The organism is Kitasatospora sp. NPDC089797 (genome assembly GCF_040684795.1).
GTDB lineage: Bacteria > Actinomycetota > Actinomycetes > Streptomycetales > Streptomycetaceae > Kitasatospora.
Genome location: NZ_JBFBGS010000035.1, coordinates 37,514 through 56,231, shown reverse-complemented (window position 1 = coordinate 56,231; position 18,718 = coordinate 37,514). Strand labels below are relative to the sequence as shown.

The window sequence follows — 18,718 nt, the reverse complement described above, 5'->3', positions numbered from 1 at the left end:
TGCCGGTGGGTCAGAACGCCGTGCCGGCCGGCCGGGGTTCGCCCATGAAGTGAACGATCTCCTCGTGGTTCGTGGAGCGCACCGCGTTCAGCGCGCCGCTGCGGTAGTAGAGGTCCAGGCAGGTCGGGTCCGGGCCGAGGTCCGGCTCCTGGCCGGCCCGCATCAGGGCCAGCACCGCCGGGACGTTGTGGCTGAACGTCACCCCGGCCCGCCGGAAGTAGCCGCCGCCCGCGACCTGCTCGACCAGCACCTCCTGGTCCGCCACGACCGGCTGGGTCAGCAGGTCGTAGCGGAACACCTCGTCCAGGAACGCCCGGTGCTCCGCGGCCAGCCGGGGGCTCACCGCCTCGCTCCACCAGCGTTCGAGCGCCGTGCGGCCCGCCCGCTCGGTGAACAGGTACCCGATCGCCGCCGCGTAGGCCGGGGCCCCGCCGCCGTGCGCCCGCGCGGCCGCCTCGCGCAGCGGCGCGGCCTCGGTGGCCGGGGTGGTGTCGATCCAGTCGGCCAGGCTGTCGAGCACCTCGGACTGGGTCCACCCGGCCAGCCGCCGCAGCGGCAGCCAGCAGTGCCGCAGCACGGCGTTCTCGGCCACCACCCGGGCCCAGAACAGGAACCGCTGCATCCGGGCGTTGTCCTCGAAGGTCATGGTGCGGTGCGCCAGCACGTACTCGAAGTCGTCGTGGTCGCCGCGCAGCGAGACGATCCCGTGGACCTCCTTGTGTTCGGAGTACTCCGTGTTGGGCAGCAGCATGATCGGGTAGACGGCGATCCGCGAGACGTGCTCGGCGAGTTCGTCGTAGCCGCGCAGGAAGGACTCGACGGTCTCGCCCGGCGCGCCCCAGATCAGCTCGGCGTAGCAGTCCAGGCCCTCGCGGCCGAGCCACTCGACGAGCTCCCGCCAGTCGTTGACCTTCATGTTGCGCCGGCGCATCGAGTCCAGGGCGTCCGGGCTGAGCGACTGCAGGGCGAGGGTGAACGAGCTGCGCAGGCCGGCCTCCTTCATCCGCCGCACGATCTCGTAGAACACCTTGGACTTGTTCTTCGCCCAGGAGGACTCGAAGGCCCGGGGAAATCCCAGCCGGCGGTTGATGGAAATCAGGTCCTCGACCAGTTCGAGGTCGATCGGCAGCATCCCGAAGTTGGCGTCGCAGGCCACCACGGTGTGCACGCCGAGTTTCCCGAAGAGTTCGAGCTCGGCGCGCAGCCGTTCGCGCGAGAACGCGCGCACGCGCTGGCCGACGGCGCCGCCCCAGTAGCAGAAGGCGCATTTGTACGGGCAGCCCCGGTTGGTCTCGATCAGGGCGACGTCGTAACGGAAGTTCCCGGCCTCGTCGAGGAGGTCGATCGCGCCGGTCAGGAAGGGCGAGGGAATGATGTCGAGGTTCTCGATCCGGGGGCGGTCCTCCGTGGTCACGATCGTGCCGTCGGCCCGCCGGAAGGATATCCCGGCGATGTCGTCGAGCTCGTGGCGCGAACGGTCGTCCCGACGCGCTCGGACCAGCTCGGGGAAGGTCAGCTCGCCCTCGCCGTTGACGATCACGTCGACGTCCGGGTGGAGCCGGAACACCCGCTCGGCCTGGCCGCTGACGTGCGTGCCGCCGAACACCGTCCAGCCGTCGGGCCGGAGTTGGCGGTAGGTCGTGGCGAGGGCCCCGAAGGCCCGCACGTTCCAGCCCAGGACGGAGAAGCCGACGAGGTCGGGGAGTTCCTTCCGGAGCAGTCGCTGGGCCATCTCCCCGTGCGTCACGCGGCCCCGGAAGTTGCAGATCTCGACCGCCGTCCCGGACCGGAGTCCGGGGTCCTCCAGAATCATGGCCTTCAGGTATCCGGAGGCCAGCGGCATGGATTCCAGCGGCATGTCCCAGACGCCCTGCTGAACGAGTGTCACCCTGAGCTGCGGACCATGCATTCAGCGCTCCCATTCTCCTCGGCGATCGGTTGCCGAATGGTTCCGGATAAAGTCTGGCGGGCCGCGCCGGAAGGGTAAAGCGGCGTTCGGCGGGAGCGCAGACAGCGGGCGCCGGAAATGCCTATCATGCCGCCCATGGCAAAATATCGATGGCTGGTGGAGATATCCGGGCAGGCCTCCGCCGGAACGGTGTTGTACGCGTTCCCGCACGCCGGTGCGGGCGCCGCCGCGGTCAAGCCGCTGTGCCGCGGACTGGGCGACGCCTGCCAGGCGGTGGCGGTGCGGCTGCCCGGGCGCGAGTCGCGGATGGACGAGGAGCCGTACACCGAGCTCGGCCCGCTGTGCGACGGCCTCGCCGAGCAGGTCGCGGCGCACGCGGACGGGCGCCGGGTGGTGTTCTACGGCCACTGCGGCGGTGCGGTGTTCGCCTACGGGACGGCCCGCCGGCTGCCCCCGGGGCGACTGGCGGGGCTGGTCCTCTCGGCCCAGCAGGCGCCGGACCGGATCCCCTCGGTGCACACCTGGCGGCTGCCCGACGACGAGTTCCTGGCCCAGGTGGCCCGGGACGGCTACCTGCCGGAGGCGGTCCTCGGTCAGCCCGAGCTGCGGGAGCTGGTCCTGCCCGCGCTCCGGGCCGACTACGAGGCCATCGAGCGGCACGCGTTCGCGGTCGACCCGATCGGGGCGCCGGTGCTCGCGCTGCTCGGCGAGGAGGACCACTCGGTGGCGCAGGAGGACGTGGCGGCCTGGTCGCGCTTCACCACCGGCGGGTTCCGGCTCGGTCTGCTGCCCGGCGGGCACAACCTGCTGCTGGAGGACCCGGGCGCGGTGGCGGCCGTGCTGCGGGCGGAACTCGGCTGAGGGGGAGGGGCGGTGGGCCGGCCGGGTGCGTCACGTGCACGCGGCGCCGCCCACCACCCGTCCGCCCACCACCCGTCCGCCCAGCGTGCCGGCGGCGAAGGCGTCCCACATCGGCCGTCGCCGGGGCTTTCCGCTCGAGGTGCGGCGGATCAGCCCGGCCGGTCCGGCCACCACCACGACCTCGGCCCCGTCCAGCCCGCGCCGCAGCCGCTCGACGGCCGTCGCCACCCACGCGCCCTCCCGGGCCTCGACCACCGCCACGGCGGTGTCGACGCCGGCGAGGGTGCCCAGCAGCACGGCCGGGCGCCGGTGCCGCAGCTCCGCGATGCCCGCCAGGACCGCCTCCAGGTCCTCCGCGAAGACGGTCCGGGCCCGCTGCTTGAGGCTGTCCCCGAGGCGGCCGAGGACGTAGAGCTCGCCGTCGTGGAGGAAACCGCTGTCCCCGGTGCGGAGTTCGGCGGGGTCGAAGGCGGCGGTGCCGAGGTAGCCGTCGGCGATGGACGATCCGCCGCACACGATCTCGCCGACGTGGCCGGGCGGCAACTCCTCGCCCCGCCCGTCCACGATGCGCAGTCGGCCGTCGGGGAGCAGCGGGCCTCCGCAGCCGACGAGTTCGAGGTGCCGCTCCGGCGGGGTGCCGGGGCCGGCCGGCTCGATCGGGTCCCCCGTCCGCAGGGTGCTCCGGTCCACCCGCAGGGTGCGCGGCTCCTCGGTCAGCGGTACGCCCGTGACGGCCAGGGTCGCCTCGGCGAGGCCGTAGGCCGGCAGCATCGACGCGGCCCGGAAGCCGTGCGGGGCGAGCAGCTCCACGAAGCCGGACAGGATGGCCGGATCGATCCGCTCGGCACCGGTGATGACCGCCCGCCACCGCCCGAAGTCCAGCCCGGCCAGCGCCTCCGGCCGGACCCTGCGCACCACGTGGGCCAGTCCGAACGCGGGCGTCGCGGTGAGCCGCGCGCCGTGCTCGCCGAAGCAGCGCAGCCAGGCGAGCGGGGAGCGGACGAAGTCCTCCGGGCGCAGCACCCACAGGTCGGCGCCGGTGGTGACGGGGGTGAGGAGGCAGCCGACGAGGCCCATGTCGTGGTGGAACGGCAGCCAGGTGGCGGTGGGGTCGTCCGGTTCCATCCGCAGCCACCGGCGGACGGCGGTCAGGTCGGCCGCCAGGGCGCGGGCGGAGACGACGACCGCGCGGGCCGGTCCGCTGGAGCCGGAGGTGAACTGGACCAGCGCGGTCCCGGGCGCCCCCACCGGGTCGGCGTCGGCGGCGCAGCCGTCGGGCCACGCGTCGGCGAGGCCGAGTACGGGGGCGGGGGTGCCGGGGGCGGGGGTGACGGGCGGGAGCAGGCACCGGGCGAGGCCGGGGACGGCCGGGCCGGCACCGGCACCGGCCGGGTCGGCGCTTCGGCCGGCCGGGTCGCGGGCCGTCGGGCGTGGGCCGGCCCGACGGCGGCCTGCCGGACCTGGACCGGACGGGCCGGTGGCGGTCAGGTCGCGGCCCGTCGGCTCGGCCTCGCGCGGGCCGGGGTCCGCCGGGCCGGCGGCGGTCAGGATCACCGTCGGGCGCAGGGCGGCGAGTTGGGCCGTGAGCTTGGCCCGGTACGCCGCATCGTCCTGGAAGGTCGCCGGTGGTGCCAGCGGCGCGGGCACCGCCCCGCACAGCAGCGTGCCGAAGAAGGCCGCGACGAACTCCGGCCCGGAGCCGAGTACCAGGGCCACCGCCCGGCCGGGCCGCACGCCGGCCGCCCGCAGCCGGCGGGCCACGGCCCGGGCGGAGGCGGCCAGTTCGGGGTAGGGGTGGTGGGCCCAGCTGCCGTCCGGCCGGAGGAAGCGGATGCCGTGGTGCGGGTCCGGTGCGTCGAGCCAGTCGAGCAGCCCGGGCGCCGTCATCGGGCGCCCGGAGCGGTGCGGGGGAGGAGTTCCTCCAGGCGGCGGGCTCCGGCGAAGACGCCGAGCAGCCGGCCGGCCGCGACCGGGTCCTCCTGCGCCTCCCGCACGGCGGTGCTGAGGTGCTCGTCCGCGCCGGTCAGGGCGGCCTGGCGGCACGCGAATTCGAACATCGCGGCGGAGCCGGCGTCCCGCCGGGCCTGGTAGCGGGCGAGGGCGCGGTCGGCCGGCAGCTTCCCGGTGAGGGCGTCGTGCAGGGCGGCGGCGAGGTTCTCGGCGTCGGTGAAGGCATCGGAGATGCCGCGCGCGGCGATCGGGTCCTTGTGGTGGCCGGCGTCGCCGGCCAGCGCCCAACCGGGGCCGTGGGACTGGCGGTAGTAGTTGCGCAGGCCGGCGGCGCCGCGCACCGGCCCGGCGAGCGCGGCCGCGGCGATCCGTCCGGCGGCGCCGGGGAAGCCCGCGAGGGTGTCGAGGTAGCCGCGTCGCCGGTCGCGCCCCCAGGCGCGGAACGCCTCGCGGCGCAGGCTGAGCGCGACGACGGTGCGGCCCTCGTGGGTGGGCCACATGGACAGGCCGCTGCCCGGCCGGAAGTGCGCCTCGACGCCGTCGACCGGCAGTCCGGTCCAGTAGGCGTAGGCGGTGGCGGCGAGCGGGCCGCGGTCGACGAGCACGGGGGCGCTGACGGCGCGGGCCACGGTCGAGTTGCGTCCGTCGGCCCCGACCACGACCTTCGCCGCGACGGTGAAGCGGTCACCGTCGGCGGTCTCGGCGAGCACTCCGGTCACCGGGCCGCCGTCCGCGGCCCGCAGCACGTCCCGTACGGTGACGCCCTCGTGCAGGTCCGCCCCGGCCGCCCGGGCGGCGTCGGCGAGCAGCGCGTCCAGGACGGTCCGGCGCGGCGCGTAGGTGACGGCCGGGCCGGTGGCGGCGTCGTCGGTGGTCGGGGCGCCGCTGAGGGTGAGGCCGCCGAAGTCCAGGCCGATCCGTTCCAGGGGCGGGCAGCCGGTGGCGGCGAGGGCGTCCAACAGGCCCCAGCGGGCCAGCCGTTCGACGCCGGGCCGCTGCACCCAGTGGGTGGACAGGGTGTCGCTGGGGAAGCGGTCGCGTTCCAGCACCAGGACCCGGTGGCCCTGCCTGGCGAGCAGCATGGCCAGCGGGGCGCCCGTGCAGCGGGCACCGACCACGACCACGTCGACCTCGGTTCCGGGGGACGGCGCCTGCGCCGCGGGGGTGTTCAACTGACGCTCGTCCGCGCTTGAACCGCCCGGGCGGCCCGGGGCTCGTCGCCCGGCTGCAGGCTGTCGGCCAGCGACCGGAGGATCCCGGCGCAGCCGTGGCTCAGCTCGACCACCGACACCAGGCAGTGCGCGGGCAGGTGTTGGACGATCTCCTGCTGTTCGCGGACCACCGCGTGGCAGGCGTCGAACATCCGCAGCAGCGTGCGGCCCGTCTCGTTGAAGCGCAGCGACGGGTCCTTGCGCAGCCGGTCGAACAGCTTGGCCAACTCGGCCGGGGACGCCGCTTCCTGGCGCGGCGCCGCCGGTTCTCGCGGCGGCGCGTTCCGTTCGCCGCCGCCGCGGCGCCGAGCCGGTATCGGGTCCTCGCCGCGGCGCAGCCGGTCGCGCACGTCGGCCGCGGTGGCCGGGGAGATGCCGGCCGCCCGGGCGATCTGACGCAGCGAGGCCTGCGGGTTGTCGGCGATCAGTTCGACGGCGCGTTCGCGTCCCTGGGAGCAGTCCAGCGGCCGGGAGCGGCCGTCCCGGCCGATCCGGCTGGTGAGCCTGGGCAGGTGGGAGACCTGCTGCTGGCGCAGTTCGGCGACCTTCTTGGCGGACAGCCCGGCCACGGAGGCGACCATCCGGTCCGACCAGGCGGGGTGGGTGGCGAAGATCCGCCGGGCCGCCGAGCTGCGGTCGGCGAGCGAGAGCGGCAGCCCGTGCTTGATGTTGGCGGCCACCGAGAGCAGGAAGACGTCCGCCTCGCTGCCCTGGAAGAAGCGGACCTCGATCTCCTGCTGGCCGCGCAGCTCGGCGGCCCGCAGCCGGTGCATGCCGTCGACCACCCGCATCGACGGCTGGTGCACCAGGATCGGCGGGTGGGTGGCGTCGGAGGCGGCGAGCAGCCGGACGTGCTCGCCGTCCTCGCCTTCCAGTCTCGGCGAGTCGGCGTCGAGGAGCGCGCGGATCGGCACCACGGTGACGGCGGCCCGCTGCAGCTTGTCGTGCCGAAGCGACAGCAGCAGGGAGGTGGGGTCGCCGACGTGACAGAAAGGCTGAGTCGTGCTCATCTCGACGCTACTCCCCGTGTGTGACGAAACCGTTGTCCGAGAACGCACGCCTGGGTCGGCTCAGGCGGTGACGTTCCCGGAGTCGTTGAGGTTCAGCGGATTTTCGAATTCCTGGGGCGAGCCGTGGATGGGCGCCCGCCGAGCGCCCGCATCCCGTTGTCGCCCCCCGTCAATGTTCCTGACAATGCGTGATTTAGCTGCGAACAGTCAAGGGCTGTGACGGCCCGAGGGCAATTCCCGGCCCCGGGTGTGAGCCGGGCCGCGGCCGGGTAGGCATTCGTGTTCCCGGGGCCGGGGGACCGGCTGCGGACGAATCCATGGAAAGCTTCGGTCAATTCCAAAGCGAGGTCGGCGTGGTTCGTGCGGACCGGGTCCGCGGTGTGCTCGGGGCCGGGCGGAAGGGCCCGGGCGGCCGGGGGCGCGGGCCGCTCCGTCGCGCCCGGGGCGGGCTCCGAGCGCCCTGTGGGGCGTCAAGGTGTCTGTGTGGCAGATGGGGTGGCGCATGTCTGCCAGTGGCGTCGATCCGCCGGGCGACGGTCGGAATCCGGCCGGGCGGTCGGCCCGGTCCGGTGTCCGCGCGACACCGGCCGGCGAATGCGCGTTCGAGTCTTCACGGGAATGCGCGCACGGCGGACGGTCGTGGTGTGCGGGCCGCGCGCAGTCGTGGTCGGGCCTTCTGCGGGCGGGTGTGCGAATGCCGGGAGTCCGGTGACCGTCGACTTCCCCCGGAAATCCGCCTAGGGTGCGGGTCGGGGTGGAACTCCGGCCGTCCCGCCGAGTTCGCCCGGCGATTTCCCGCGCTATTCCACGGCGCGAATCCTCCGTGAAATCCTCGCGAATGTCCTCAGGAGGCAGCATGGTTCTGCACGTGCGGCATGTCGGTCTCGGCGTACCGGATCTCCGGAGCGCCGCGGAATTCTACGAGAACCGCTGGCAGCTGGAGGTCGTCGAGCGCGACGGCGACCGGATCTATTTCGGGGCGGGCTGTCCGGAGAGCCACGTGCTCCGGCTGCGCGTCACCGACGAGCCCAGGGTCGACCTGATCGCGCTCGCGGCCGGCTCGGCGGCCGAGGTGGACCTCGTCGCCGCGCGGGTCGCGGCCCACCCGCGCGGCCGGCTGCTCGGCGAGCCCGGCCCGCGCCAGGACCTCGGCGGCGGCCACGCGGTGCGGTTCCTGGACTGCGACGGCCGGACGATCGAGGTCTCCGCGGGAGTGGCGGGGCGGGTGTTCACACCTGTGACCGCGAGCGAGACCCGTCCGAAGGGGATTAGCCACGTCGTGCTCAACACGCCCGATATCCAGGTGGCGCGCGAGTTCTACGAGACGGTGATGGGATTCCGGGTGACCGACTGGGTCGAGGACGTGATGTGCTTTCTGCGCACCGGCCCGGCGCACCACACCATCGCGTTCACCCGCGCCCCGCACACCTCGCTCAACCACGTGGCTTTCGAGGTCCACGGACTTGATGAGTTCATGCGGGCCACGGGCTCGCTGATGCGCTCGGGCATTGCCCCGGTCTGGGGCCCCGGGCGGCACGGCGTCGGACAGAACACCTTCTCCTATTTCCAGGAGCCGTCCTCCGGTTTCGTGCTGGAGTACACCACCGCCGCCCAGGTGATCGACGAGGAGCACGGCTGGACCCCGAAGGTCTATCCGGCCAACGCCCAGACCACCGACGTCTGGGGCACCGCCAACGCCCGCGACGAACTCGTCTCCGCGACGCTCATCGGCCGCCCCGACCCCGGCACCTGGACGCCCCCGCCGGTGTGACGGGAAAGGGGGCCGGGCGCACCTGCCGCCCGGCCCCCTTCGCGGCTCCGCTACCGCACGTCCAGGCCGCCGTCCGGCCGCAGCACCTCGCCCGTCATCCCGTGCGCGTCGTCCGAGGCCAGGAAGCGGTACAGCGGCGCCAGTTGCCCGGGCGTCAGCACCACGCGCAGCGGATTGAAGTCCCGGATCACCGCGCTGATCCCGTCCGGATCGCCGAACACCTGCTCCGACCCCTGCGCCCCCACCGCCGCGCGCAGCCCCGTCACCACGCCGCCCGGCGCCACCGCGTTCACCCGCACCCGGGGCGCGAGATCCGCCGCCAGGTGGCGCACCAGCCCGAGTGCGGCGTGCTTGGCCATCGCGTAGGCGACCCCCGAGCCGTTGCCGCGCACCACGTACGAGGCGTCGGACAGCGTGAACACCATCGCGCCGCACCGCTCCAGCAGCGGCTCCGCCGCCGCCCGCGCCGCCAACAGGTAGCCCACGGCGTCCACGTCCAGCACCCGCCGCGCCAGGTCGGCCAGTTCGCCCGCCGACCGGTCGCGCAGCGAGACCCCGCCGTCGTGGATCCCGGCGTTGCCCACCAGCACGTCCAGCCCGCCGTGCGCCCGCACCGCGGCGCGCACCGCCCGCTCGTTGTCGGCCGCGCTGCGCACGTCCCCGAGCACCAGGGAGGTCCCGTCCGGCAGGGGCTCCTGCGGCTCCTCGTGGTCCAGCACCACCACCCGGTGCCCGTGCCGGGCGAGGTCCTCCACCACCGCCCGCCCGATCCCCGACACCCCACCGGTCACCAGGGCCACCCGCACCCCACGTTGCTGTCCCACCACGGAGAACTCCCCTGGTCCGCACGGATACCGACCCGGCAACGACTACACGCCCCGCGCTCCCGCCCACCAGCCCCGATCCCCGAACGCCCCACCCGCGTCCAACCGCGCGCGTCCGCACTCGAACACCCCGGCCGCCGGGCTACCGTGGACGGACGGGGTCGGGCGCGGTTCGGGCCGGGTGTCGGCGACTTCCAGGACGGCGAGGCCGCCAGGACGCCGGCGTCGACGTCCATGCGCTTCCGTCGCTGTCGCCGGAGGTCGCGGTGGTGACGACCCTCCTGCGTGCGCGGCGCCCTCACACGCGCTGACTGCCACGGGGCCGTGCCGGCTGGTGTCGGCTGGTGTCGGCCGGTAAGGGGGGCTTGGTGTCATGCCAGCATGAGCAGGCCGTCCCACTGGACGTGCTGCTCGGCCGGCTGGCGGTAGGTGGCCAGGGCGAGGGGATCGCGGCCGATTTGAGGCCACCGGCTCCGCACCGGACGGTGGCATGTCCTGGCGGCGGGCAACGCGCTCCGGTGTTTGCGCGCAGGAGCAGAAGGTCGAGCACCGGAGCGTCGGGGCGCGGCCACGGCGACCACCCGGCCCCCCGGGCCCCGGGTGGCCAGTCCTCCAGCGGCTGTGACCACCCTGATGCTCTGGTAGGCCCTCACCGATCCACGTCCTGGGCGGGCGAGGTGAGTTGTACGGTCAGCGGGTGCATACACGAGTGACCGGAATTGCCGTGGAGGACGGGCAGTTGCTGCTGCTGGACCAGAACACCGAGGGGGACCGGACCTGGTCCCTGCCCGGCGGGAAAGTCGAGGACGGTGAAAGCCTGGAGCAGGCCTTGCGCCGGGAGATGCTGGAGGAGACCGGCCTGGAAGTCGAGGTCGGCCGTCTGCTCTACGTCTGCGATGTGACGAGTGCTCACATTGTGCACGTCTCTTTCGAAGTCAAGGTGGTCGGCGGGCGGATCGGGGACGTGACCGAGGGAGTGGACGCGCGCCCGATCCGCGGGGTCGAGTGGGTGAAGGCCGAGGATCTTCCCGGTCGCGGGTTCAGCGGGAGGTTCGTAGGCCTGATGCGGGCCGGCTGGCCGGGCGCGGGGTCGTACATGGGGCCGAAGTCCGCCATCGGCCTATGAGTCGGTGCGAGCGCGGCACCGGTGTCCGCGGGCGCGGCGATCAGGAGCCGGGCCTGCTCGCCGAGCGAGGCGGGAACGGCGAGCTTCTCGATCCGACTGTTGATGGGCTGAGCGAGTGCCCAGCCGCTGAGTTCGTCCGCCGTCGTGGTCGCCTCATCGATGACCGGGCGATACCGCGGCCGCGCGAGGTGCCGAACAGGTGGCGGGCGCGCAGGGGATAGGAGTCCCGGGCCCGGTCGCCGCCAGGGGCGGGAGGCGGGCGAGTGCCACCGGACACCCTCAACGACCGCACGTGGCACCGACGCGGGCCTGGCAGCTGTAGAGCCGCGCGGTGGCCGGTCCGGGGCGGGAAGCACAAGGTGTCCGTCCAGGCCCGCCGTGTGCGTCAAGGAGTCCGGGTGCCGTCGAGCCCGCGAACTGGCCCCGGACATCGTCCTCACGGACCTGCACATGCCCGGAGCGGACGGACTCACCTTGACCAAGCTCCTGCTGGCGCTGCCGAATCCGCCAGCTGTCCTCATCCTGACCGCGTGCAGCACCAGCGATGCTGTCGCTGAGGTGTTGCGAAGCGGAGCCAACGGCTACTTGCTCAAGGACGCGCCGCCCGAACGTATCACCGCCGCTGTCCACATGGTCGCCTGCGGAGGCATCGCGCTGACCCCGGCTACGGCCGGCCACTTGCTGGAAACACCACGGCCGCCGGTCCCGTCGAAGTTGCCCACGCTGGCGGACCTCACCAGCCGCCAGCGCGTCCTCCTCACTCAGATGGGGTGCGGACTGTCTAACGCTCGCATCGCCCAACGGCTCTGCCTCACCGAGAGCACGGTCAAGACCTACGTCTCTCGGCTACTCAGGGAACTCGGACTGGAGAACCGCACCCAGGCCGCGATCATGGCGCACCAGCTCGGCCTGCTCGACCCCGACCCGACCTGCGACCCAACGCCGTTCAGTTAGCCTCGCGCTTTCACGACGCAGGCTGTCCGGCTGGTGCTTGGCAAAGCAGGAAGCAGGATCTGGCCCCGCCAGGTTGGGTGCCAGGCAGTAGAGCATCCCGAGCCGCGCTTTTGCGCCCAGGGGACCCAGTTCACTCGATCGGGTCATGTGGGCGCTCCAGCTCCGCGCCCTTGGCTCGCAGGGCCTGACCTCGTCCGCGATCGGGCTGGGCACCATGGGAACGACCATGGCCTACGGCGACGCTGCCGCGGACGGCGGTGCCACCGCCGTGCGCCGCACTTTCGAACTCGGCGTCACCCACTTCGACACTGCCGAGCTCTACGGCCGCGGCGCCGGCACGAGCGAGCACCTGCTCGGCCGGGTGGTCAAGGGGTTCCGCGCCGAGGTCGTCCTGGCCACCAAGTTCGGCTTCGACCTCACCGGCCCTTCCCGCTTCGGCCGCGCCCTCGACAGCCGGCCCGAGCGCATCCGCGCGGTCATCGAGGCGAGCCCGCAACACCTGGACACCGACCGCATCGACCACCTCTACCAGCACCGCGTCGACCCCGGCCGTTCCCCGTCGAGGAAGTAGCCGGCACCGTCGGCGAGCTGATCGCCGAAGGCAAGGTGCTCTACTTCGGCCTCTCGGAGGCCGGACCGGACACCATCTGCCGCGCCCACGACGTCCACCCGGTGTCGGTCCTGCAGACCGAGTACTCGCAGTTCGAGCGCTCGGTGGAGACCGAGGTGCCGCGCGCACAGCGCCCGCTGGCAGCCAGGCGTGCCCGGCCGCACTCATGCCTTGAACTGGTCCAACTGGCGCCGGACGCGCCAGGCGGCCGCCCGGCGTTGCCGCTACCAACGCCGCCTGCACACGATCGAGGGGCGGCCTCATGAAGACCGCCCCTGACAGCCCGTCCGCCCGCTACACTCCCCACTCCCAGGCCGTCGACCAGCGGGAATGGAGAAGTCCGGCTGGAGTACTAGCCGAGGCCGAAACTGAGCAGGAGGACCGAGCCGGTGACCACGGCGGCGGTGTCGTTTCAATCCGTGGGCCGATGCTGCCGCTCGGCCTCGTCCAGCGGCTCGGTGATCGCGGCCAGTGTCTGTAGGTCCGCCTCTGGCAGCGTCTCGAGCAACCGGGCAAAGCGGCCGGTACGCTTCCGGACTTGTTCGGCTGTGTGGGTGGCGGGGTTGGCATTGGTGGTCAGCCGCAGTCGTGCGCGCTCTGGTTGAGGATCACGAAGCACAAATCGGGATCAACTGGGATGGTTGGCTCGGAAATGTAACAACAACGACTAACTCGCTCGCTCGCTCGTCCCAGCTGCTCACGGTGAGCTCCTGGCGGGCACCGGGGTCAGGATGCCCGGGGCTTGCTCGCTCGTCCCAGCTGCTCACGGTGAGCTCCTGGCGGGCACCGGGGTCAGGATGCCCGGGGCTTGGCGTCGCGGACACTTTCCCGCACACTACGGCGTAGCCCTACCACGCAATCCTGGCTAGACAGCCGTCCAGCTGGGCTCGTCGTGCCCGGAGCGCAGACCCTGGATGCGCCGGCGAACCTCCTCGAACGTCGGGCTCCCGACGGCCCGGCCCGTTCGGCGTTCGTCGTGATCATCCTCAGCTCCCGCAGACCGGACAACACCGGGAAGCCTTCCCAGGAGGCCACGTCGAAGCCGTACCGGTCGGCGAACTCCTGATAGTGGGCGGGCCCGTAGCCGAAGCGACGGCAGTGGATCTCGACGGTGACGAGGTCGAGCTCCGGCTGTCCGAAGCAGGCGCTGCCCCAGTCGCACAGGACGGCCGCCTCCTGGTGGTGCAGGGCGTTCCGGTGCTGCGGATCGCCCTGCAAGAGCCCGGGGGCCAGGGCGTAGCGCACCCGGCGCCGGGCATCGTCCAGCTCGGCCAAGCGGTTCTTGAGGAAGGCGAGATCGTCCTGTGGGAGCGCGGTCGTTTCGGCGATCGAGCGTCTGATCGCCCCGACCGTATCGACGGGTCGCACGTCGAAGGGAGGCGGCGGAAGCTCGTGAAGCGTACGAAGCGGACCGGTGAGGTGCGCGGCCGGGACGGGGTGCCCGGGCTGAGGAAGATGCTGCCAGAACGTCACGGCATGCCCGTCGGCGATGACCGGCTGCTCCACCGGTAGCGACTCGGCGGTCGGGAATTCGTGGTTGGTGAGCCACTGCACCAGCTGAACGGTGCGCCGGACACCGGTCAGGGCCGTGCCGGCCCGTGCGATCTTGGCGACCACTCCGGCGGTCGGCAGGAGGTAGACGGCGTTGGTGTGGCCGTGCAGTACGACAGCGTCGGCGGGGTCGAGCCCGATCTGCGCGCAGGCGGAATTGAGGACGCTGACAACCTCGGACTCGGCGAACCCGCCGATCCGGACGATCGGAGCACTCATGCCCGCCAGCCTGCCGCGCAGCGGGCCGGTCTGTCACGTCGCGCCGCTCGGGAGCGCCAGGAGTTCGCCGAGTTCCCGGGCGGCGCGGGGCCGTACGTTCTCCGGCGTTATTTTGATGATGTCGGCCGCGCGGGCGCCGAGGATCTGCGTGCGGTGGTCCGCGGGAACCGTTAGGTATGTTTCGCGGGCCAGCTGGCACGCCTCGGACTGTGCTGTCTGACCAGGCACATCGCCTGCTCCAGCCATAGCAGCGCCGGGTCGATGCCGGTGTGGCCGACGTAGAGGCGTAGCGCCTTGCCCGGCTTGCGCCGTGTCACCGAGCGCGGTGTAGGCACCGGACAGGTACAGCTGGAGGCGCCGATAGGGGAACGCCCAGGCGTCGTCCGCCTGGGTGGTCGGGCGACTGTGCTCGAACAGGTCACGGGCGCGCGTGATCGCCGTACGAGTGCCCTCCTGGTCACCTCGGTGCGCTCTCACGCGGGCGTCGGCGGCGGCGAACGCTCCGCTCACGGTCGGGCGCCCGCGTTGAGAAGTATGGCCTCGTGGGTGAGGGCAGCCGCCTCCTCCAGCGGGCCGTAGTAGAACGGAAGCATGGCTGCCTGCACGCGTACCCGTGTGCGCAGCTCGCGGTTGCCGCTGTCGTCGGCGGCCGACCTCGCGGTGCCGTACCAGTCGCGGGCCTGTTCCTTGCGCCCGAGCTTCATCATGGCGTCAGCGGTCAGGGTGGACAGCACCGCGAGCATTTCGGACAGCCGAACCTGGACGAGCGCGGGCTGCCGCTCCTCGGAGTACTGCCGGACTTCCTCCAGGGTCGTCAGCAGTCGGGCCAGCATCGTCAGCGGAGGCTCGCTGACGTACTTCCGCCGTAGGGCGAGCCCCTTCCCTTCCAGAGAGTCCAGTTCACCACTGGTGAGAGTCGTGGCGGCCAGTGTGCGCTCGATGGCGCGACGGTGGGAGCGTGCCAGGGAATCCAACTCGTCGCCGAGGCCATACAGGGCGGGGGGTGTCGAAGAGCGGGGCCCTGGAAGGCGACTCCTGGCGGGGGTCGGGAATCTCGGCTTCGGACCTGGGCGGCATGAAGGTGCTCCGTTCACGAAGTGCTGGGGCTGGAAGCCTCCCTCGCTCCGGTCCCCGGGGGGCGGAGCCACTCCGTGCGCCGTCCGTCCGGGTGAAGCCGGTCCGGGCCTTGCTCAAGGGGCATGCCGGGGTCGGCGGCCCGGGGTCGGCGGGGGATCCCGCGCTGGTGGTTGTGGGTGCGCCCTTGCGGCTGGTGGGGACGGCGGGGGAGGTGGCCGGCCGGCCCTGGTCATGCGTGCGTTCCACTGGCCGGGGGAGGTGGGCGGTTGGGTCAGGGTGTCGGCCGTGCCGCGCTGGCGCGGTGGGGTGGGGTGTACGGACGACCCCTCGACCTCTGGAGGAATCATGCGACTTCGCCGTACCGCGGTTGCCGTGCTCGCGGGACTCTCACTGGCTCTCGCCGCACCCGCGCTCGCCCACGGGGCCGGCAGCGGGCCGGTCATCGGTGCCGGCGGCTCCCAGTCCGACACCGTCACCATTTCGGGATCGGGCCTCGCGAGCCCGGGATCTCTCATCTGGGACGGGAGCTCCACCGGGTCCATCTCCGTGGGCGGGGAGGGCGAACGCGACGAGCCCGCCCGGCACGGCCCGGGCACCACCCGCGCCGGGTCGCCCTCGGACATGGAGCTCGATGTGGACATGGGCGACATCGAGGTCGGCTTCACGTCGTCTGGGTGAGGCCGGGGTTGTGCGGGAGCCCCGCCGAACTCGTCGGCGGGGCTGCTTTCCGTTCCTCGCACCAGGGTGGTTGGTGGTGGGGCACGTCGGGGTGCGGCCTTGCCGGCAGCTGCACCGGTTGATCAGGTGCCCGACGGCGGCCAGTTCCGTGGCCGAGAGGAGCGACTGGCTGCGTCTGCTCGCCGTCCGTCATGCCGTCTCCGTGCGCACTGCGGGCTTGGGCACGTCCCTGGTCGACGGCTTCGCTCACGGTGCTGGCCGAGGAGCCGGTCAAGACCCCTCGTTACTGACCTCAAGGCCGACTTGCGCTGCCAGCCAGGCAGCCCGTTGGGCTTCGACCTGCTTCACGTGGACGTACACCGTGTGATCCGTCGCGGGCTCCTCAAGGTAGAGGTCGCGAGCATTCACACATACCGTCACGTAAGCGCCTCTGGTGCCTCCGAAGCCGAGGCCGACCTCAGGAGCCTCGGGCCAACTGCTGAAATCCCAGCGCACCATGACTGGGACGCTCCCCGCCGCAGCCAGGAACGCCTCCACATCTTCCGGGGCCATGCACCATCTGCTCATGAGGATCGGGAGGCACTCTGACGGAGAGTCGCCATCGCGCGAGGAGCCGTGCCGGTCGGCCCCGTAGGACCACGAGTCAGCGTCCGGCATGACCTCGGTCAGCCGCGCCAGCTCACGGGGCGTGGAGACCCGTGCTTCGAAGTCAACTTCGAGTTCCCCGGTGTCAGCGAGATCGAGCAACTGCCCAGCGACTCGCAATGCCTCCGCAACATCCGTCGTCCTCAGCACTGCCTGCGCGTACGAGTTGCTCATGACGAGCAGTCTGCCAAGTCACCCTGCCGGTCGAGGGTCGAATTTCCGACCAGCCACCAGCTCAGTACCCACCACACCCTCGCAGGCGCCAAGGTTAAACAACAAGCTCAGCTTCGACACGCTGATCTAATAGGGGAGGCGTCGACGGCGTCGACCCGGGCCGGAGCATGGTGGGTGGCGAGGTGGGCTGCGTGCCGCGCGGCGCCCGCGCCGAGGTCGGCCACGAGGAGGCCGGTCAGGTCACCCAGCATCTCGGCCCCCGGACCGCCGTCCTGAGCCCAGACCCAGGAGAAGAACTCGGGGGCGGGACGGTCGCTGTCGCGGCGGGTGCGGCCGTACGGGCCGACCAGGGGCACAGCGTGTGTTCCTCCGGGGCCACGTCCGGCTGCCACTGCGAGCTGGAGGTGACACGGACGGGGATGAGCACTTCGGACGGGCGGGTGTCGCTGACGGAGGTGAAGTCCCGCAGCGGCGGTATCGCGGTGGCGCAGGGTGACAGCGGCGGCCCGGCGGTGGCGAATCCGCAGGACGACTCGATGGCTCCGGTCGGGGTGATCGTGGCGGGGGACAACGGCGCGCAGGTGACGTGCTCGGCGGTGTCGTCCGCGACGAAGTGCTACTCAACTGGGTACCTCACGCCCTTGGACCCGATCGTGGCGAAGTTCGGGTGGTCGGCGCTGTGACCTGATCGGGAACGCCGAGGGCTCTGCATCACCACCAGTGACCGCTCGGTCGGCATCAGGTGCTGGTCCGCCGCCCGCTGCCCGTCCTCGGCCAGCCGCGCGATGGCCCGTTCCTGCCTTACCCTCGACCTCCGGGCACCGTCCGGCCCCCACACCCGACGCTGACCGAGGTGCCGCCCGCCCACCCGGTGGACCGCCCCAGGCGTGCCGTCCGGACCACGGGGTACCCGCACACCATGGCAGTCTTCCGCAGACCGGGTCGCTCCCAGCGACCGGGGCCTTCGGGGCCCGGCGCTTCGAGGACGAGTCCCGACAACACCGCCGATCCGGCCCCCGAGGCGGGCCCGGCCGCCCCGGACACGGCCCTTGCCGACGGCCTCGCCCAGCTGGTCGAGCGGGCCGAGCGGCCGGCCGATGCCTGGCAGGCCACCGAGTACCACGTCCAGCGAGGCCGCGCCCGGGCGCTGATGGCGAAGGTGACACGGCTGCAGGGCAGCAGCGGCCGGGGAGCGGTCCTCGGCGGCAAGGCCCTCACCGAGCAGCTGGTGCGCGCGGCCCAGCGGATCCCGATCCGTGACCTCGCCACCCTGCGCGCCCAGCATCCCGGTGCCGAGGACCCCGAGCGCCTGGCCGACCTGCTGACCGCCGGTGCCACCCGGGCCTCGGGCGCGCTCGGCGCGGGCGTCGGCGCGGTGGCGATGCTGCCCGTGCCGCCGGCGATGCTGGTGGAGATCACGGCCGAGACGATCGCCGTGGCGACCGTGGAGATCAAGCTGATCGCCGAGCTGCACGAGGTCTACGGCGTCCCGATCCACGGCAGCGCCACCCAGCGGAGCGTGGCCTACCTGGGCGCCTGGGCCAACCGCCGGGGGATCGACGCCAGACTGCTGATCCGCCCGGCGGGCCTCGCGGCGCTCGCCCTCGGGTCGGAGGTGCGCCAGCAGGTGCGTCGCCGGCTCACCCGCAGCTGGATGCGTCGGCTGCCGTCGACCGCCCCGCTGCTCCTCGGCGCGGGCATCGGTGCGACGGTCAACCGGCGTGACACCCGGCGGCTGGCTGAGCAGGTCCGCGGCGACCTGCGCACGCGCCTGCCGGCCGATCGCGGCTACTGGACGGCGGCCGGCGGGGGCTGACCGTCGGGCCCTGGCCGGGCCGTCCTGCGAAGGAAGGACGGCCGGGCGCCGGGGCGACGGAACACGGTCGTGGGCCGGCCCACGACGGCCTCCGGTGTCACGAAGACGTGCCACGCTCCGTCACGAGGTCGCGGCGTGGTCGACCAGGCCCGTCCCGGCCGCGAGGGTGGGTGGGTGCTTCGCCCGCCGGATCCGGTCACCGAGCTCGTGCAGCTGCTCGAGCGGGCGGACCCCGGCCAGGGCCGGAGAGAGGGTGTGCTCCGGATGTCCGTTGAGACCTCGGAGACGATCCGGTCGACCAGGATGCCGAACCGGGCGTCGCCGCAGTCCAC

15 protein-coding genes and 2 pseudogenes are annotated in these 18,718 nt (G+C 72.7%); 8 read left to right on the top strand and 9 right to left on the bottom strand.

The window, feature by feature from the left end; all coding sequences use genetic code 11:
- Positions 1-10: 10 nt before the first annotated feature.
- Positions 11-1,888, bottom strand: coding sequence for a KedN5 family methylcobalamin-dependent radical SAM C-methyltransferase (locus tag AB0O91_RS26735; RefSeq protein ID WP_363437838.1), 1,878 nt, complete (start codon positions 1,886-1,888; stop codon positions 11-13).
- A gap of 156 nt (positions 1,889-2,044) precedes the next feature.
- On the opposite strand from AB0O91_RS26735, the gene AB0O91_RS26730 reads away from it, so the two are divergent.
- A complete protein-coding gene (locus AB0O91_RS26730) occupies positions 2,045-2,770 on the top strand; it encodes an alpha/beta fold hydrolase (RefSeq protein WP_363437835.1) in 726 nt (241 codons plus the stop codon).
- 30 nt (positions 2,771-2,800) lie between these two features.
- On the opposite strand, the gene AB0O91_RS26725 is transcribed toward AB0O91_RS26730, so the two are convergent.
- The 3 genes from AB0O91_RS26725 to AB0O91_RS26715 are packed head-to-tail and all read right to left on the bottom strand — an operon-like array spanning position 2,801 to position 6,941.
- The gene (locus AB0O91_RS26725) at positions 2,801-4,657 is read right to left on the bottom strand and encodes an AMP-binding protein (RefSeq protein WP_363437832.1); all 1,857 of its coding nucleotides are present in this window, start codon (positions 4,655-4,657) and stop codon (positions 2,801-2,803) included.
- Complete coding sequence (locus tag AB0O91_RS26720) at positions 4,654-5,892, bottom strand: NAD(P)/FAD-dependent oxidoreductase (protein ID WP_363437829.1); 1,239 nt, start codon at positions 5,890-5,892, stop codon at positions 4,654-4,656. The genes AB0O91_RS26725 and AB0O91_RS26720 overlap by 4 nt, the downstream gene beginning before the upstream one ends.
- Positions 5,889-6,941 (bottom strand): ParB/RepB/Spo0J family partition protein, encoded by a 1,053-nt coding sequence (locus AB0O91_RS26715; RefSeq protein WP_363437828.1) that lies wholly within the window; start codon positions 6,939-6,941, stop codon positions 5,889-5,891. Before AB0O91_RS26715 ends, AB0O91_RS26720 begins: the two co-directional genes overlap by 4 nt.
- Before the next feature lie 856 nt (positions 6,942-7,797).
- On the opposite strand from AB0O91_RS26715, the gene AB0O91_RS26710 reads away from it, so the two are divergent.
- Positions 7,798-8,712 (top strand): VOC family protein, encoded by a 915-nt coding sequence (locus AB0O91_RS26710; RefSeq protein ID WP_363437825.1) that lies wholly within the window; start codon positions 7,798-7,800, stop codon positions 8,710-8,712.
- Positions 8,713-8,762: 50 nt separating this feature from the next.
- Here AB0O91_RS26710 and AB0O91_RS26705 read toward each other — a convergent pair whose 3' ends face one another.
- Positions 8,763-9,536, bottom strand: coding sequence for an SDR family oxidoreductase (locus AB0O91_RS26705; protein WP_363437823.1), 774 nt, complete (start codon positions 9,534-9,536; stop codon positions 8,763-8,765).
- Positions 9,537-10,245: 709 nt separating this feature from the next.
- On the opposite strand from AB0O91_RS26705, the gene AB0O91_RS26700 reads away from it, so the two are divergent.
- From AB0O91_RS26700 to AB0O91_RS26690, 3 genes and pseudogenes are all read left to right on the top strand, one after another.
- The gene (locus AB0O91_RS26700) at positions 10,246-10,662 is read left to right on the top strand and encodes an NUDIX domain-containing protein (RefSeq protein ID WP_363437820.1); all 417 of its coding nucleotides are present in this window, start codon (positions 10,246-10,248) and stop codon (positions 10,660-10,662) included.
- A 159-nt stretch (positions 10,663-10,821) separates the two neighbouring features.
- Positions 10,822-11,616 (top strand): response regulator transcription factor, encoded by a 795-nt coding sequence (locus tag AB0O91_RS26695; protein WP_363437817.1) that lies wholly within the window; start codon positions 10,822-10,824, stop codon positions 11,614-11,616.
- A gap of 145 nt (positions 11,617-11,761) precedes the next feature.
- Positions 11,762-12,345 (top strand): annotated as a pseudogene (locus tag AB0O91_RS26690) (aldo/keto reductase); the annotation flags it as partial.
- 673 nt (positions 12,346-13,018) lie between these two features.
- On the opposite strand, the gene AB0O91_RS26685 reads toward AB0O91_RS26690, so the two are convergent.
- On the bottom strand, positions 13,019-13,996 hold the full coding sequence (locus tag AB0O91_RS26685) for an aminoglycoside phosphotransferase family protein (protein ID WP_363437814.1): 978 nt from the start codon (positions 13,994-13,996) through the stop codon (positions 13,019-13,021).
- 506 nt (positions 13,997-14,502) lie between these two features.
- Entirely contained in the window at positions 14,503-14,829 is a 327-nt protein-coding gene (locus AB0O91_RS26680; protein ID WP_363437811.1) for a hypothetical protein, read from the bottom strand.
- Between the two features lie 589 nt (positions 14,830-15,418).
- Here AB0O91_RS26680 and AB0O91_RS26675 point away from each other — a divergent pair.
- The gene (locus AB0O91_RS26675) at positions 15,419-15,751 is read left to right on the top strand and encodes a hypothetical protein (RefSeq protein WP_363437808.1); all 333 of its coding nucleotides are present in this window, start codon (positions 15,419-15,421) and stop codon (positions 15,749-15,751) included.
- Between the two features lie 270 nt (positions 15,752-16,021).
- Here the strand turns inward: AB0O91_RS26675 and AB0O91_RS26670 are convergent, their stop codons facing one another.
- Both AB0O91_RS26670 and AB0O91_RS26665 read right to left on the bottom strand, forming a co-directional pair.
- A complete protein-coding gene (locus AB0O91_RS26670) occupies positions 16,022-16,570 on the bottom strand; it encodes a hypothetical protein (protein ID WP_363437805.1) in 549 nt (182 codons plus the stop codon).
- Between the two features lie 119 nt (positions 16,571-16,689).
- Positions 16,690-16,920, bottom strand: a pseudogene (locus tag AB0O91_RS26665) (SAM-dependent methyltransferase); the annotation flags it as partial.
- A 69-nt stretch (positions 16,921-16,989) separates the two neighbouring features.
- Here AB0O91_RS26665 and AB0O91_RS26660 point away from each other — a divergent pair.
- Both AB0O91_RS26660 and AB0O91_RS26655 read left to right on the top strand, forming a co-directional pair.
- Positions 16,990-17,253: a hypothetical protein gene (locus AB0O91_RS26660; RefSeq protein WP_363437802.1), complete on the top strand. Its 264-nt coding sequence runs from the start codon at positions 16,990-16,992 to the stop codon at positions 17,251-17,253.
- Between the two features lie 236 nt (positions 17,254-17,489).
- Complete coding sequence (locus AB0O91_RS26655) at positions 17,490-18,386, top strand: hypothetical protein (protein WP_363437800.1); 897 nt, start codon at positions 17,490-17,492, stop codon at positions 18,384-18,386.
- Positions 18,387-18,718 lie beyond the last annotated feature (332 nt).

Excerpts from the sequence above, each read along its gene's own strand:
- AB0O91_RS26730 (WP_363437835.1), top strand. The coding sequence starts at position 2,045 with ATGGCAAAATATCGATGGCTGGTGGAGATATCCGGGCAGGCCTCCGCC.
- AB0O91_RS26725 (WP_363437832.1), bottom strand. The coding sequence starts at position 4,657 with ATGACGGCGCCCGGGCTGCTCGACTGGCTCGACGCACCGGACCCGCAC.
- AB0O91_RS26715 (WP_363437828.1), bottom strand. The coding sequence starts at position 6,941 with ATGAGCACGACTCAGCCTTTCTGTCACGTCGGCGACCCCACCTCCCTG.
- AB0O91_RS26710 (WP_363437825.1), top strand. The coding sequence starts at position 7,798 with ATGGTTCTGCACGTGCGGCATGTCGGTCTCGGCGTACCGGATCTCCGG.
- AB0O91_RS26695 (WP_363437817.1), top strand. The coding sequence starts at position 10,822 with ATGACCGGGCGATACCGCGGCCGCGCGAGGTGCCGAACAGGTGGCGGG.
- AB0O91_RS26685 (WP_363437814.1), bottom strand. The coding sequence starts at position 13,996 with ATGAGTGCTCCGATCGTCCGGATCGGCGGGTTCGCCGAGTCCGAGGTT.
- AB0O91_RS26680 (WP_363437811.1), bottom strand. The coding sequence starts at position 14,829 with ATGCTGGCCCGACTGCTGACGACCCTGGAGGAAGTCCGGCAGTACTCC.
- AB0O91_RS26675 (WP_363437808.1), top strand. The coding sequence starts at position 15,419 with ATGCGACTTCGCCGTACCGCGGTTGCCGTGCTCGCGGGACTCTCACTG.
- AB0O91_RS26670 (WP_363437805.1), bottom strand. The coding sequence starts at position 16,570 with ATGAGCAACTCGTACGCGCAGGCAGTGCTGAGGACGACGGATGTTGCG.
- AB0O91_RS26660 (WP_363437802.1), top strand. The coding sequence starts at position 16,990 with ATGAGCACTTCGGACGGGCGGGTGTCGCTGACGGAGGTGAAGTCCCGC.
- AB0O91_RS26655 (WP_363437800.1), top strand. The coding sequence starts at position 17,490 with ATGGCAGTCTTCCGCAGACCGGGTCGCTCCCAGCGACCGGGGCCTTCG.